This window comes from Streptomyces sp. NPDC048291, assembly GCF_043201715.1.
Classification (GTDB): Bacteria; Actinomycetota; Actinomycetes; order Streptomycetales; family Streptomycetaceae; genus Streptomyces.
Map to the genome: position 1 here is coordinate 283925 of NZ_JBICZC010000010.1, position 14945 is coordinate 298869.

At 70.7% G+C, this 14945-nt stretch carries 10 protein-coding genes; 7 read left to right on the plus strand and 3 right to left on the minus strand.

Annotated elements, in window-relative coordinates; genetic code table 11:
- Positions 1-101 precede the first annotated feature (101 nt).
- Positions 102-845, plus strand: coding sequence for an SDR family oxidoreductase (locus ACGF5O_RS27425; RefSeq protein ID WP_393812527.1), 744 nt, complete (start codon positions 102-104; stop codon positions 843-845).
- Between the two features lie 59 nt (positions 846-904).
- Positions 905-1813 (plus strand): SDR family oxidoreductase, encoded by a 909-nt coding sequence (locus ACGF5O_RS27430; RefSeq protein ID WP_393812528.1) that lies wholly within the window; start codon positions 905-907, stop codon positions 1811-1813.
- Positions 1814-1908: 95 nt separating this feature from the next.
- Here ACGF5O_RS27430 and ACGF5O_RS27435 read toward each other — a convergent pair whose 3' ends face one another.
- The 3 genes from ACGF5O_RS27435 to ACGF5O_RS27445 all read right to left on the minus strand — a co-directional run bounded on the left by ACGF5O_RS27435 (position 1909) and on the right by ACGF5O_RS27445 (position 9005).
- Positions 1909-3633: a ricin-type beta-trefoil lectin domain protein gene (locus ACGF5O_RS27435; RefSeq protein WP_393812529.1), complete on the minus strand. Its 1725-nt coding sequence runs from the start codon at positions 3631-3633 to the stop codon at positions 1909-1911.
- A gap of 59 nt (positions 3634-3692) precedes the next feature.
- Positions 3693-6131, minus strand: coding sequence for an RICIN domain-containing protein (locus ACGF5O_RS27440; protein WP_393812530.1), 2439 nt, complete (start codon positions 6129-6131; stop codon positions 3693-3695).
- A gap of 267 nt (positions 6132-6398) precedes the next feature.
- Positions 6399-9005: a PA14 domain-containing protein gene (locus ACGF5O_RS27445; protein ID WP_393812531.1), complete on the minus strand. Its 2607-nt coding sequence runs from the start codon at positions 9003-9005 to the stop codon at positions 6399-6401.
- Between the two features lie 157 nt (positions 9006-9162).
- Here ACGF5O_RS27445 and ACGF5O_RS27450 point away from each other — a divergent pair, with 157 nt between their 5' ends.
- The 5 genes from ACGF5O_RS27450 (at position 9163) to ACGF5O_RS27470 (ending at position 14922) form a co-directional block, all read left to right on the plus strand.
- Complete coding sequence (locus tag ACGF5O_RS27450; protein ID WP_393812532.1) at positions 9163-10176, plus strand: LacI family DNA-binding transcriptional regulator; 1014 nt, start codon at positions 9163-9165, stop codon at positions 10174-10176.
- Between the two features lie 143 nt (positions 10177-10319).
- Entirely contained in the window at positions 10320-11417 is a 1098-nt protein-coding gene (locus ACGF5O_RS27455; RefSeq protein WP_393812533.1) for an ABC transporter substrate-binding protein, read from the plus strand.
- Between the two features lies 1 nt (position 11418).
- Complete coding sequence (locus ACGF5O_RS27460; protein ID WP_393812534.1) at positions 11419-12939, plus strand: sugar ABC transporter ATP-binding protein; 1521 nt, start codon at positions 11419-11421, stop codon at positions 12937-12939.
- A complete protein-coding gene (locus ACGF5O_RS27465; RefSeq protein ID WP_393812535.1) occupies positions 12932-13894 on the plus strand; it encodes an ABC transporter permease in 963 nt (320 codons plus the stop codon). Before ACGF5O_RS27460 ends, ACGF5O_RS27465 begins: the two co-directional genes overlap by 8 nt.
- Positions 13891-14922: an ABC transporter permease gene (locus ACGF5O_RS27470; protein WP_393812536.1), complete on the plus strand. Its 1032-nt coding sequence runs from the start codon at positions 13891-13893 to the stop codon at positions 14920-14922. The genes ACGF5O_RS27465 and ACGF5O_RS27470 overlap by 4 nt, the downstream gene beginning before the upstream one ends.
- The last annotated feature ends 23 nt before the right edge of the window (positions 14923-14945 follow it).

Below are 14945 nucleotides of genomic sequence, written 5' to 3' on the forward strand. Positions count from 1 at the left end.
CCCGGGGAGGACTCGCCACGCCCCAAGATATGGACTGCGCGTTCATTTCATGCTTATATGAACGTGTCGTTCATTTGGATGCGTCCGCAGAGGAGACCCCCATGAGCAGCACCCCCACCACCGCCCGTGTCGCACTGGTCACCGGAGGCTCGGGCGGCATCGGCCGCGTCGCGGCCGAGCGGCTCGCCCAGGACGGATTCGCGGTCGCCGTGCAGTACGCGGGGAACAAGGCCAGGGCCGAGGAGACCGTGGCCGCGATCACCGCCGCCGGCGGCAGGGCCCTGGCCGTGGGCGGCGACGTCGCCGACGAGGGCGCGATGAGCGCGGCCTTCGACGCCGTCGAGTCGGCCTTCGGCGGCATCGACGTGGTCGTGAACACCGCCGGCGTCATGATCCTGTCCCCCGTCGCGACGCTCGACCTCGCCGACCTGGACCGGATGCACCGCACGAACATCCGCGGCACCTTCGTCGTCTCCCAGCAGGCGGCACGCAGGGTCCGCCCGGGTGGCGCGATCGTCAACGTCTCGACCTCCGTGGTCCGCACCCAGCTGCCGGGCTACGGCGCCTACGTCGCCAGCAAGGCCGCGGTCGAGGGCCTGACCCTCATCCTCGCCCGTGAGCTGCGCGGCCGGGACGTCACCGTCAACGCCGTCGCACCAGGGCCCACCGCCACATCGCTGTTCCTGGACGGCAAGGACGACGCCACCATCGCGAACTTCGCGAAGGCGACCCCGCTGGAGCGGCTCGGCGCCCCCGAGGACATCGCCGAGGTCGTCTCGTTCCTCGCCGGTCCCGCGCGCTGGGTCAACGGACAGGTCCTCTACGCCAACGGAGGACTCGCCTGACCCCGCCGCACCCGGACCACCCCACCCCTGCACGGCCATCGCGGAAAGGAACCACGTCCATGTCCACCACCGGCACCACCGGCACCATCGTCGTCATCACCGGCGCCTCCAGCGGTTTCGGGGCACTCACCGCCCGTGCGCTGGCGGACGCCGGCCACACCGTCTACGCCGGCATGCGCCGGACCACTGACCGCAACGCCCCCCAGGTCCGGGCCGCCGCCCAGTACGCCGACGACCACCACGTCGACCTGCGGTCCATCGAACTCGACGTGAACTCCCAGCTCTCGGTCGACACCGCCGTCGCGCAGATCGAGGCCGACCACGGCCGCGTCGACGTGCTGATCCACAACGCCGGGCACATGGTGACCGGACCGGCCGAAGCCTTCACCCCCGACCAGCTCGCCGAGCTCTACAACGTGAACGTCCTGTCCACCCAGCGCGTCAACCGCGCCGTGCTCCCCGGCATGCGCCGACGCCGGCGAGGACTGGTGCTCTGGGTGTCCAGCACCAGCGTCAAGGGAGGCACCCCGCCCTACCTCGCCCCCTACTTCGCGGCCAAGGCCGCCATGGACTCCCTCGCGGTGTCCTACGCCGGCGAACTCGCCCGCTGGGGCGTGGAGACCTCGATCGTCGTCCCCGGCTCGTTCACCAGCGGCACCAACCACTTCGCCCACTCCGGCCACCCCGACGACACCGCCGTCGAGGCCGAGTACGAGAGCCGGTACCCCGGCCTGATGGACCAGCTGGCGACCAAGCTCGCCGCACTCGCCCCCGAGGACGCGCCCGCGTCGCTCGTCTCCGACGAGATCGCCCGCATCGTCGCCCTGCCCGCCGGAAAGCGCCCCTACCGCGTGCACGTCGACCCCGCCGACGACGGATCCGAGGAGGTCTCCGTGACCGCCGACCGCATCCGCCGCGGCTTCCTCACCCGCATCGGCCTTGCCGACCTGCTCACCGTCCAGAGCTGAAACCCCCGGCCCGGGACGGCACTTCGCCGTAGGAACCGGGGGGCGGGTGCGGGACCCCCACCGGCTGCGGGGATCCCGCGATCCCGCACCTTCGGTCAGGCCAGGGCGAACTTCTGGGCGCCCGAGCCGTTGCAGTCCCAGATCTGGAGGCGGGTGCCGTTCGCGGTGGCGCCCGAGGGCGAGTCGATGCACCGGCCGCTGGTCGGGTTGTACATCGAGCCGTCGGCGTTGACCACCCAGTTCTGGTACCCGCCGCCGTTGCACGTGGCGAGCTGCAGCTTGGTGCCGGCCGTGCTGACCCCGCCCGCTATGTCCAGGCACCTGCCCAGCGTGCGGAGGGTCTGGCCGTTCCAGGTCCACTTCTGGTCGAGCGAGGTCGCCTGCTGGCAGTCCCACAGCTGGACCGCGGTGCCGTCGCCGCCGGTGTCGTCACCGGACACGTCCACGCACTTGCCGCCCGGACCGTAGATCGGGGTGCCGATGGCGAAGTTCTGGGCGCCTGAGCCGTTGCAGTCCCAGATCTGGAGGCGGGTGCCGTTCGCGGTGGCGCCCGAGGGCGAGTCGATGCACCGGCCGCTGGTCGGGTTCCGCAGCGAACCGTCGGTCTGCCGCACCCACGACTGGTAGCCGCCGCTGTTGCACGTGGCGAGCTGCAGCTTGGTCCCCGCGGCACTGTTGCCGCCGGCGATGTCCAGGCACTTGCCGAGGGTCTGCAGGGTCTGGCCGCTCCAGGTCCAGTGCTGGTCCTTGGCCGCCGACTGGCAGTCCCACAGCTGGACCGCGGTGCCGTCGCCGCCGGTGTCGTCACCGGACACGTCCACGCACTTGCCGCCCGGACCGGTGATCGTCTGCCCGGTCACCGAACCGCCGCCGCCGGAGCCGACACCCTTGTTGTACACGGCCACCGAGTCGATGACCAGCTTGCCGCCGGAGACCGTGGCCGCGTTCGGGCCCCCGCCGAACGCGTCCGGGAAGCCGCCGCCGATCGCGAGGTCGTAGATGATGAAGAAGGGGTGGTCGATCGCGTCCGACCAGGTCGTCGCGTCCACCTGGTTGGCGTTGACCGTGAAGAAGTTGTTCCCGTCCAGGTAGAACCGGATCTGTTCCGGCGACACCGAGCGGTCGATCTCCACCGCGTAGTCGTGGAAGCCGGTCTGGCAGCCCGCACACGCCCGCTCACCCGAACTGATGCCGGTCGACTCGTTGCACGGCCCGCCCGGGTTCACACCGCAGTGGATGGTGCTGAAGTCGGAGCTGCGGCCGTTGATGTCCTCCATGACGTCGATCTCGCCGGACTTCGGCCAGACCACGCCGTCGCGCAGCGGTGCGCCGAGCATCCAGAACGCCGGCCAGTAGCCCGCGCCGTTGGCGGTGGTGACGTTGGGCTGCTGCAGGACGGACTCGATGCGGACGACTCCGCCGGCCGGTGCGCCGAAGGAAGCCGACTGGGTCTCCACGCGCCCCGACGTCCATCCGCTGCGCGGGTCGGAACCGGAGTGCAGGGCCTGGAGCACCAGATGGCCCTGGCCGTCGTAGTAGACGTTCGAGGTGCTGCTGGTCATGGTCTCTATCTCACCGGTGCCGAAACTGCTGCCCGGCCCGGTGTCGTACTTCCACAGGCTCTGGTCGATGCCGGTGCCGGACGCGCCGTTGAAGTCGTCGCTCCAGGTGAGCGAGAAGCCCGCCGGCGCCGGCGGCACGGCCGCCTGGGCGGTGAGCGACCCGCTGACGGTGGCCGCCACCGTCAGCGCGCCGACGGCAAACAGACCGAGGGTTCTTCTCCATCTGCCGCGCAGTGGTCTTGCGAGACGCAATCGCATGTGCCTGACCTCCGAGTAAGGGAAATGACGCAGCGAAACAGCGGGGCGAATACACGGCCCTACACGAACTGCCAGAGGTGGTCGGCGGTGCCGTTGTCGTCGTACTGGACGACGTGTGCGCTGTTGGCGGTGGACATGAGGTCGACGCCGAGGACTTTGGCGGAGTTCTTGTTGCGGATGCGGTACCAGCCGTCGCCGTTGTCGATGAGTTGCCAGAGGTGGTCGGCGGTGCCGTTGTCGTCGAATTGGACGACGTGTGCGCTGTTGGCGGTGGACATGAGGTCGACGCCGAGGACTTTGGCGGAGTTCTTGTTGCGGATGCGGTACCAGCCGTCGCCGTTGTCGATGAGTTGCCAGAGGTGGTCGGCGGTGCCGTTGTCGTCGTACTGGACGACGTGTGCGCTGTTGGCGGTGGACATGAGGTCGACGCCCATGACCTTGCCGGAGTTCTGGTTGCGGATCAGCCGGTGGACGGCGACCGGCTGCCACGGGTGGCCGGTCGGTGAGGTGGTGGGGAAAGCGGAGATCCGCAGCCGGGCGGCGCCCATCGGAATCAGCGTCACGGCCTCGACGGCGGCGGTGCTGCGTGCCGGAGAGTCCTGTACGGGGGAGACCACGTGCTGGTCGTCCGCCTGCCATTCGGCGATCTTCCGCGCGGGCGCGGTGATCCGGACCGGCGTCGTGTCGCGGCTGAAGGGATCGTCCGGCAGCGGGCCGTCGCCGCGGCTGAACGTCCAGGGGCCGTCGTCCGGCGCGAGTCCGTAGTTCCACGCCGAGGTCGCGTGCACCTCGTACTCGGGGAACTGGGAAGTGCCGCCGTACCGCACGTAGTTCTCGCCGATGCTCAGCGAGTACGTGAGCGGTCCGCGGTCGACCGCGGTGACTTGGCGGTCGCCGGTCCAGGTGCGCAGCACCGTCGACTGCGGGAAGTGCAGCGTGACGGTGTCGCCGTCGGTCCAGGTGCGCCGGACCACGGTCCAGGACGGACCGGCCGACGCGGCCACGGCGGTGCCCGCGACGGTGACCTGCGGGGATCCGCACCAGCCGGGGATCCGCAGGTACAGCGGGAAGGCGAGCGGGTTCGGCGTGGAGACGGTCAGCGTGACCGTGTCGCCGAAGGGGTAGTCGGTGGTCTCGGTGACGGTCACCGCGGTGCCGTCGGCGACCTTCGCGGTGACCCGGCTGGGCGCGTACATCGCCGCCGCCAGCCCCTTGTCGGGGGTGGCCAGCCACAGCTCCTCGGTGAAGTAGGGCCAGCCCATGCCGTAGTTGTGCGGGCAGCAGCGGTACTGGTCGACGCCCGGCATGAACGCCTGCATGGCGAAGCCGTTCTGGAACTGGCCCTGCGTCTTGGCCGCGTTGTCGAGGTCGGTGCTGTTCGCGCCGGTGATGTAGTGGACGGCCCTGCCGGACGGATCGAGCGCCGCCGGCAGCGAGTTGAAGGCCAGGTCCTCGCAGCGGTCGGCCCACACCGCGTCGCCGGTGATCCGGGTCAGCAGCTGGTGGCTGGCCATGAACTCGACGATCCCGCAGGTCTCGAAGCCCTGCCGGGGGTCGCCGAAGCCGGGCCGCGCGTTCTCGTCGCCGGCGAACCCGCCGCCAGGGAACCGGCCGTACGAGGTCATCACCGACGTGTAGTTCCGGTACGCGGCCTGGGTGAGCGCGGCGGACGGCGAACGCAGCGCGTACTGGGCGGGCTCGCGGAACCCCTGCGCGATGTTGACGTTGTGCAGCGAGGGCAGGTTGTCGACCCAGTCGGCGCCGTTGGCATGGATCCTGTCGGCGAGGTCGAGCAGGAACGAGTCGCCTGTGCGGTTGTACAGCCAGAAGACGCTGTCCAGGCCGTCGCCCCAGCGCATCGACACCCAGCTCTGGTCGAACGCCGAGGGCCCCTGCGCGTTCATGAAGCGGAAGAAGCCGGTGAGCAGGGGGACGATCCTCGCGTCGCCGCTGTACTCCTGCCAGTTGCGTAATGCCCAGGTCAGCGGCAGGAAGGGCCAGAAGTCCGGGCCGCCGCCGAGCGAGGTACGCAGGGCGGTGGGACCGAACCAGCCGTCGGACTGCCGGGTGGCCACGATCGCGTCGATCCACCGGCGGACGGCGTCCAGCGCGGTGGCGTCCTGGGTGAGGATCGCCAGGTCCACGTAACCGCGCAGCCAGTACGGGACCTCCTCCCAGCCGGTGTGCTCGGGGTGCGCCCAGCCGGAGTCGGACATCACCAGGAAATGCGAGATCGCGGCGTACTGGCCGCACAGACCGGCGAGTTGCTGCCGCAGCCGGTTGCCGAGCCAGCCGCGTGCGGTGACCGCGCCGGGCGGCAGCCGGAGGAAGGCGGTGGGGGAGAGGGGCGCCGCGTTGGGCGAGTAGAGCCCGCCGGCGGCGGGGGTGACTCGCGCCGCCGCCGCGGCGTGTGCGGGACCGGCCAGGGCGAGCGGGAGACCGCTCGACCCGGTCACGGTGAGCGCGCCGGCGACGAAGTGTCTGCGGTTCAGGGGCATGGGGGAGCCTCCTGGCACGATTCGGGACGTGCGGGGACCAGGGCCCGTGAGCTGGTCGCTCAGGCACCTGAGGTATTTCAACGTTGGAAGGTACGGACCAAGCGGCATGACAGCACGGTTCGGAGGCCGTGTCCAGGGGGTGCGCAGGAGCCGGGGCGGTCCGTGCGGTCCGCCGTCGCCCGTACGACGGCGGACCGCACCCTTCTCACCGCCTGCGCGGAAGACGCGGCGCGGCGCGGGGAGGCGTGCGCCGGCTCCGGGCGGGCGTCAGGAAGCGCACCCGGCCGGGGTGGCCCGTGAGGCGTCCGAGATCAGCGCCTGCTGGGCCGTCCTGAGCCGCTCGACGTCGGGCTTGACCACCCTGCGGTCGTACGTCATGAGGCCGTTGAGCTCACCCTCGACGTCCGAGATCTGGGTGTACACCGCGCCGTTGCCGCCCTGGCAGGCCAGCGCGTGGACCTCGGCGAGCTTGGCCAGGTAGTCGTCCGTGTAGGTCGCCGGGTCGACGTCGACGTACGACTGCTGCACCGACCAGGCGTGTCCCGGTACGGCCAGGCCGAGGCCGCCGTACTCGCCGCTGACCAGGGCCCGCCGGCCGTCGGGGTGGGGCGGCAGGGCCGGACTGGGGTAGCCGTGCTCGTCCATGATGTCGCCGGTGCCGCCGTCCTCGCCCAGGTTCAGCCCGGACATGGAGTTGACCAGCCGGGTCGGGTCCCAGGACTTGGCCTGGTCGGCGATGCGGGCCATGTCGTACTGGCCCCAGCCCTCGTTGAAGGTGACCCACATGACGACCGACGGGCTGCTGTAGTGCTCGTCGATCATCTGCTTCATCTCGCGCTCGTACTCGGCGCGCGCCTGCGCGGACGGGTTCACCCCGGCCGTCATCGCGGGCATGTCCTGCCACACCATCAGTCCGAGCCGGTCGGCCCAGTAGAACCAGCGGTCGGGCTCGACCTTGATGTGCTTGCGCACCGCGTTGAAGCCCATGCTCTTGTGCATCCTCAGGTCGTAGGCGAGCGCCTCGTCCGTCGGGGCGGTGTACAGGCCGTCCGGCCAGAAGCCCTGGTCCAGGGTGGCCATCATGAAGACCGGCTTGCCGTTGAGGAGGGTGCGCGGCACGCCGTTCACCTTCTCCACCTGCACCGACCGCATCCCGAAGTAGCTGCCGACGCGGTCGGCTCCGACGCTCACCTTCAGGTCGTACAGGTACGGGTCGTCGGGCGACCACAGCCGCGGGTTGCGGATGTGCAGGGTCAGGGGCCCGCCGCTGCGGCCGGTGACGGTGGCCACCTTCCGCTTGCCCGCGTAGGCGGTCGCCGTGACCGGCAGGCCGGCGCGGACGCCCTGCGGCTCGACGGTGAGGGTGCCGGCGTCGACGTCCGGGGTGAGCCTGAGCCGGTCGACGTGGTCGGCGGCCACCGGCTCCATCCACACCGTCTGCCAGATCCCGGACGTCGGCGTGTACCAGATGCCGCTCGGGTCCAGACGCTGCTTGCCGACCGGCGGGTTCTCACCGTCGGCCGCGTCGGTGGGATCGTAGACGCCGACGATGAGCTCCTGGGTGCGGCCGGGCTTCAGCGCGTCGGTGATGTCGGCGCTGAACTTGTCGTAGCCGCCCTGGTGTTCGGCCACCTTGGTGCCGTTGACGTACACCTCGGCCCGCCAGTCGACCGCGCCGAAGTTCAGCTGGAGCCGCTTGCCGGAGCCGATCTTCCAGCCGGCCGGGACGGTGAAGGTACGCCGGTACCACATGCGGTCCTCGTGCCGTTCGAGCCCGGACAGCTGGGACTCGACGGGGAACGGGACGAGGATCTTCTCCCCGAGCTTCCTGCCCACCGGCGGCTGTTCGCCCGCCGTGGCGGCGGCGAACTGCCAGGTGCCGTTGAGGTTCTGCCAGTCGGCGCGGGTGAGCTGGGGCCTCGGGTACTCGGGGTGGGCGTTGTCCGGCCCGACCTCGTCGGCCCACTTGGTGCGCAACTCGTACGTCGACTTGTTGGCACCGCTGCTCCAGAAGGATCCGACAACGTTGCCATCCGTGCCGGCCAGGCCGCCTCGACCGTCGTAGCGCACGTCGGCGACACCGGACGCGGTACCGGTCTTGTTGCCGACGACCGGCTCCTTGAGCGCGATCAGCAGCTTCCGGGGATCGGTGGAGTCCAGGCGAGCCGTCCCCAGCGGCCAGGTGGCGCCGCCGATCACCGCGTCGAGATGCTCGCCGAGTCCGGCCGGCGGCGCGCTGAGCGGCCGCGCGAACTCCAGCGCGAGGGTACGGCCGCTCGCCTGGACGGCGGTGGAGATCGCGCCGTCGTAGTCGAAGCCGTCGGGCAGGCGGAACGCGGACTGCGGTACGGCCGTCCTGGTGCCGCCGGGCGGGGTCCAGCGCAGGTGGAGGTTGGAGCCGCCGTAGTGCTCGAAGTACTCGACCTTGATGTCGTAGGCCTGGTTCGCCGTCAACTCCACGGGCTGGCTCGTCTGCTCGATGTCCCAGTCGTCCACCCAGTGGTCGATGACCAGCCGGCCGTCCACCCAGAGCCGGAAGCCGTTGTCGCCGATGATCGAGAAGGTGGTGGGGCCGGTCCTTTCCGGGACGATCTTGCCGGTCCAGCGGACGCTGACGTCGTCCGACTGGCCGGTGGCGAAGTTCAGGCGCGGCTCCAGGGTGTCGAAGTCGAGGTTCGGGTCGAACCCGGTGGCCTTGAGCTCGTGGAAGTCGAAGGCGCCGGGGGCGGACTGGGTGTAGTAGTCGCCCTTGAGGCCGTGGACTTCGACGGGATCCTCGGCCGCGGTGGCGGCGGGCGGAGCGGTGAGACCGGCCAGGCCCAGTGCCGCGGCGAGCAGCAGGGCGAGGCGTTGTCCGAGGGGTCTGATGCGCACGAATCCTCCTTGGGTGAGGAAGGGTGGCGGCTCGTTGCTTCTGTCTGTACAACGTTGGAAGGAACGGCAGTTGGCATGAGAGCACGGCTCTCCGCCCCTGTCCAGGGACATGACAATCCCGGGGGCGCGGGGCACTCATCGACGCTGAGGAGATCCCTTGCGGGTCAGCCTGAGGGACGTGGCGGAACGCGCGGGCGTTTCGATCAAGACCGTGTCCAACGTGGTGAACAACTATCCGCACGTCACCCCGGCCATGCGCGCCCGGGTGCAGGCGGCGATCGACGAGCTCGGCTACCGGCCCAACCTGACCGCGCGGCATCTGCGCAAGGGCCGGACGGGGATCATCGCGCTCGCCGTTCCCGAGCTCGGCAACCCGTACTTCGCGGAGCTGGCCGGCGCGGTGATCGACGCCGCCGCGGAGCACGAGTTCACCGTCCTGCTCGACCACACCCGGGGCGAGCGCGAACAGGAGATCCTGGTCAGCCAGGGCTTCCGCGGCGGGGTGATCGACGGGCTGATCCTCAGCCCGCTGACCCTGGAGGCCGCGGACCTGCGGGGCCGGCCGGGCGACGTACCGCTGGTGCTGCTAGGGGAGCGCGAGTACGGCCTGCCCTTCGACCACATCGCGATCGACAACGTGGCGGCGGCCCGGTGCGCGGTGCGCCATCTGCTGGGCCGCGGCCGGACCCGGATCGCCTACCTCGGGGTACGCACCGACTCCGTGAACCGGCCCGCCCACCTGCGACTGGACGGCTGGCGCGCCGAGCTGGCGGCGGCCGGGGTGCCCGCGCCGGACAGCCTGGTGGTGCCGGTCGGCGGCTGGGACCGGGACGACGGCGCGCGTGCCATGGCCGAGCTGCTCGACTCCGGCGTGCGCCCGGACGCCGTCTTCGCCTTCAACGACCTGATCGCGATCGGCGCGATGCGGGTGCTGCACGAGCGGGGGCTGCGGGTGCCCTGGGACGTCGCGGTGGTGGGTTTCGACGACATCGCGGAGGGGCGCTTCGGGGCCGTCACCCTGACGACGGTGTCACCGGACAAGCGGGCCATCGCGAAGATGGCCGTGGCCTCGCTGCTGCGCAGCCTGTCGGGCCGCGCGGAGCCCGGCGGACGCGAACTGACCGCGGAATTCGAGCTGGTGGAGCGGGAGAGCACCCTGGGCCGACGCTGACGAGATTTCGGACGGAAGGCTTTACACGCCCCTTCCAACGATGTAAAAACCTCCCCTGAACGACGAGCACGCCGAGTTGACGCAAGAGCAAGCCTCCCCGAGAGCGCTCTCAAGCTCCGGGGCCGTGCCGTTTGGGGACACTCATGAAGCCCACCGCACTTGCCCGTCGCACCTCCGCTCGCACACTTCTCGCCGCCGGCCTCGTGACGAGCCTCGCGCTCGCGACCGGCTGCACCAAGTCCGAGGACGACTCGGATCCGAAGTCCTCCGCCTCCCGGCAGGACGACGCCGGCCAGGTGGTCGCCTCGCCCGGCACGGCCTCCGGCCCGACCTGCACCGTCGACGCCTACGGCGGCACGGAACTCGACCTGAAGACCGCCACCGTCGGCTTCTCCCAGTCCGAGAAGGAAGCCAACCCCTTCCGGATCGCGGAGACCGCCTCCATCAAGGCCGAATCCAAGGCGCAGGGCGTCAAGCTGCTCACCGCCAACGCCCAGTCGCAGTTCTCCAAGCAGATCAGCGACGTCCAGGACCTCATCGCCAAGGGCGCGAACCTGCTGGTCATCGCACCGCTCAACTCCGACGGCTGGGAACCGGTGCTGCGCACCGCGGCTGCCCGGCACATCCCGATCGTGACCATCGACCGCAAGATCAACGCGACGGCCTGCAAGGACTACGTGAGCTTCATCGGCTCCGACTTCACCGAGCAGGGCGAACGGGCCGCGGACCAGATGATCGCGGCGACCGGCGGCAAGGGCGAGATCGCCATCCTCCTCGGCGCCGCAGGCAACAACGTGACCACCGAACGCACCAAGGGCTTCGAGGACCGCATCAAGGAGAAGGCACCCGGCCTGCGGATCGTGTTCCGCCAGACCGGCGAATTCGCCCGCGAGAAGGGCCAGTCGGTCACCGAGAACCTCATCCAGTCCAAGCCCGGCATCACCGGGATCTACGCCGAGAACGACGAGATGGGCCTCGGCGCCGTCAACGCCCTCAAGGGCGCAGGCAAGAAACCCGGCGACGTCAGGATCGTCACCATCGACGGCACCCGCAACGCCGTACAGGGCATCGTGGACGGCTGGATCTACGCGGTGATCGAGTCCAACCCGCGCTTCGGGCCGCTCGCCTTCCAGACCCTCGACACCTTCACCAAGGGCGGGAAGGTCGGGCAGGACATCGTTATCAAGGACAGCGCCTACGACAGGAGCAACGCCCGGTCGGACCTCGGCAAGGCCTACTGACGTGCTCTCGGTCACCCGGCTGTCCAAGACCTTCCCCGGCGTGCGCGCGCTGTCCGACGTGGACTTCACCGCGCGCGCCGGACACGTGCACGCCCTCGTCGGCGAGAACGGCGCCGGCAAGTCGACGCTCATCAAGGTGCTCACCGGCGTGTACCGGCCCGACCACGGCGAGGTGAGGTACGACGGCGAACCGGTCCGCTTCGCCACCCCGCTCCAGGCCCAGCAGGCGGGCATCTCCACCATCTACCAGGAGGTCAACCTCGTCCCGCTGATGAGCGTGGCCCGCAACCTGTTCCTCGGCCGCGAACCGCTCGGCCGGCTGGGCCTGATCGACTTCCGGCGGATGCACCGCGAGGCCGACGAGGCGCTGCGCGGACTCGGCATCCGGGTCGACGTCCGCCGGCCGCTGCGCGAACTCGGCGTCGGCGCCCAGCAGATGGTCGCGCTCGCCCGCGCCGTCGCCGTGGACGCCCGCGTCGTCATCATGGACGAACCGACCTCCTCCCTCGAACCACGCGAGGTGCGGACCCTGTTCGAGGTGATCCGCATGCTGCGCGAGCGCGGTGTCGCCGTCGTCTACGTCAGCCACCGCATGGACGAGCTGTACGAACTCTGCGACACGATCACCGTTTTGCGCGACGGCCGCGCCGTGCACACCGGCCCGCTCGCCGAGCTCGACCGGCTGCCGCTGGTGGCCATGATGCTCGGCCGGGAGACCGGCGAGGTGCGCGCGGAAGGCCTGACCCGGTTCTCCGGCTCGCACGACACGGACGACGCGGAACCGGTGCTGACCGCACGTGACCTGACGGTCCGCCATCACCTGCACGGGGTGTCGCTCTCGGTGCGGCCCGGCGAGGTCGTCGGCCTCGGCGGACTGCTCGGCTCCGGCCGCAGCGAGACCGCGAAGGCCATCGCCGGTGCCCTGCCCACCGACAGCGGCCGGGTCGTCGTCGCCGGCGCCCCGGTACGGCCGGGCTCGACCGCCGCGGCCGTCCGCGCAGGCATCAGCCTGCTGCCCGAGGACCGCAAGAGCGAGGGCATCCTGCCGGGTCTGTCGGTCCGCGAGAACATCGCGCTCGCCGCGCTGCCCGGCCTGTCCCGCTTCGGTCTCGTCGACGACGCCCGCGTCGACCGGATCGTGGAGACGTTCGTGAAACGGCTCCGCATCAAGGCGGCGGGCCCGCACCAGAAGGTCGGCGAGCTCTCCGGCGGCAACCAGCAGAAGGTCCTGCTGGCCCGCTGGCTCGCCCTGCACCCGAAGGTCCTGCTCCTGGACGAGCCGACCCGCGGCATCGACGTCGGCGCCAAGGCCGAGGTGCAGGCGCTCGTCGACGAACTCGCCGACGACGGGCTCGCCGTGCTGCTGATCTCCTCCGACACCGAGGAACTGATCGAGGGCAGCGACCGGGTGGTGGTCCTCAAGGACGGCGCCGTGGTCCGGGAGCTGACCGGTGACGCCGTCACCGAGGGCGAACTGATGCGCGCCATCGCCGCCGTGCCCGCCGGAGGGAGCGATGACTGAACTCACCGTCGCCCGCGGCACGTTGGACCGCGCCCGGCTGCTGCGCCTGCTCCAGGAGTACGGCGTGTACACCGGCGTGCTGGTGCTGCTGCTGTTCAACTTCGCCTTCACCCCCCACTTCGCCTCCGCGGAGAACTTCCGCACCCAGGCCGTCCAGGTGGCCCCGGTGCTGATCGTCGCGCTGGGCATGGCCCTGGCGATCGGCACCGAAGGCGTCGACCTGTCCGTGGGTTCGGTCATGGCCCTGGCCACCTCCCTGCTCTCGCTCTACCTCGGCTACGGGCCCTGGACCGCCGCCCTGATCGCGGTGGTCGCGGGTGCCGTGGTCGGCGTCGCGAACGGCGCGCTGATCGCGTTCGTCGGCGTCCAGCCCATCGTCGCCACCCTCGCCCTGATGGTCGCCGGACGCGGCCTGGCCCTGGTCCTGCTGCCCCAGCTCGAGGACGTACGCGATCCGGGCCTTGCGGCACTCGGCTCCGGTGACGTCCTCGGCGTGCCCTACCTGGTCCTCATCGCCGCGGCGCTCGCGACGCTGGTCGCGTTCGTGATGCGCCGCACCACCTTCGGACGGCAGGTCCTGGCCATCGGCGACAGCCGCCCGGCGGCCCGGCTCGCCGGACTCCCCGTACGCCGGGTGCTGGTCGTGGTCTACGTCTGCTCCGGCGCCCTCGCCGCGGTCGCGGGGGTGCTGGCCACCGCCCGTCTCGCCGCGAGCGACCCCACCTCCCTCGGCACCCTGATGGAACTGTCCGCCATCACCGCGGTGGTCGTCGGCGGCACCCCGCTCAGCGGCGGCCGGGTGCGGATCGGCGGCACCGTCGCGGGTGCCGTGCTCATCCAGCTGCTCACCACCACCCTCATCAAGCACGATCTGCCGCCGTCGTGGACCCAGATCGCCCAGGCCGTGGTGATCGTCCTCGCCGTCTGCGCGGCCCGGGAACGAGGCAGGCGATGACCACGCAGACCGAAGAGGCCGGAACGCCGGCCGACACCGCGAGCCGCAGGAGCGCCGGCGCCGGGCGCACGAACCGCGCCGAGCGGCTGAGCGGGCTCGCGCAGCAACACGGCGCCCTCGTCACCCTCGTGATCGCCATGGCCGCGGCGTCGCTGGGCTTCGACACCTTCCTGACCGGCGACAACCTGGAGAACATGGCGCTGTCCTCGGCGTTCCTCGCCGTGGTCGCCCTCGGCATGACGTTCGTGATCGTCACCGGCGGCATCGACCTGTCGGTGGGCTCGCTGTTCGCCCTCGGCGGCGTCCTCGCCGCCTGGGGCTCGCGGTACGGCACCGCGGTGGCCCTGCTGCTGCCGCTCGCCGTCTGCGGACTGATCGGCCTGGTCAACGGCGTCCTGATCGCCCGGGTCCGGCTCGCGCCGTTCATCGTCACCCTGGCGGCGATGCTGGGCGCCCGGGGCATCCTGCTGGCCGTCACCGACGACGGCTCGACGACGTACCTGGTCGACAAGGACTCCTTCTTCGCCACCCTCGGACAGGGTTCCCCGGGCGGCATCGGAGTGCCCGTGTGGATCACCGTGGCGCTCTTCGTGCTCGGGGCGATCGTGCTGCGCCGGACCAGATTCGGGCAGTACGTCTACGCGGTCGGCGGGAACGAGGACGCGGGAGCCCTGATGGGCGTGCCGGTGGCCCGTACCAAGATCTCCGTGTACACGCTCTCGGGCCTGTGCGCCGGGCTCGCCGGCGCGCTCAACGCGGCCTGGCTGCTGTCCGGTGTGACGATCCTCGGCAACGGCATGGAACTGGACGCCATCTCGGCCGTGGTCATCGGCGGCACCCTGCTCAGCGGCGGCTCCGGCTTCGTCAGCGGCTCGCTCGTCGGGGTGCTGCTGCTCAAGGTCATCCAGAACGTGATCAATCAGATCGGCTCGCTCGACTCCGCCTACCAGCAGGTGGTCAGCGGGGCGTTCCTGGCCGTGGTCGTGGTCGCCCAGACGTGGCTGGGCCGGAGACGGAGAGTGCTGTGAAACCTTCCCTGCCGAGAGCCCGC

Coding starts and splice junctions, on each gene's coding strand:
- ACGF5O_RS27425 (WP_393812527.1), top strand. CDS start 102: ATGAGCAGCACCCCCACCACCGCCCGTGTCGCACTGGTCACCGGAGGC.
- ACGF5O_RS27430 (WP_393812528.1), top strand. CDS start 905: ATGTCCACCACCGGCACCACCGGCACCATCGTCGTCATCACCGGCGCC.
- ACGF5O_RS27435 (WP_393812529.1), bottom strand. CDS start 3,633: ATGCGATTGCGTCTCGCAAGACCACTGCGCGGCAGATGGAGAAGAACC.
- ACGF5O_RS27440 (WP_393812530.1), bottom strand. CDS start 6,131: ATGCCCCTGAACCGCAGACACTTCGTCGCCGGCGCGCTCACCGTGACC.
- ACGF5O_RS27455 (WP_393812533.1), top strand. CDS start 10,320: ATGAAGCCCACCGCACTTGCCCGTCGCACCTCCGCTCGCACACTTCTC.
- ACGF5O_RS27465 (WP_393812535.1), top strand. CDS start 12,932: ATGACTGAACTCACCGTCGCCCGCGGCACGTTGGACCGCGCCCGGCTG.
- ACGF5O_RS27470 (WP_393812536.1), top strand. CDS start 13,891: ATGACCACGCAGACCGAAGAGGCCGGAACGCCGGCCGACACCGCGAGC.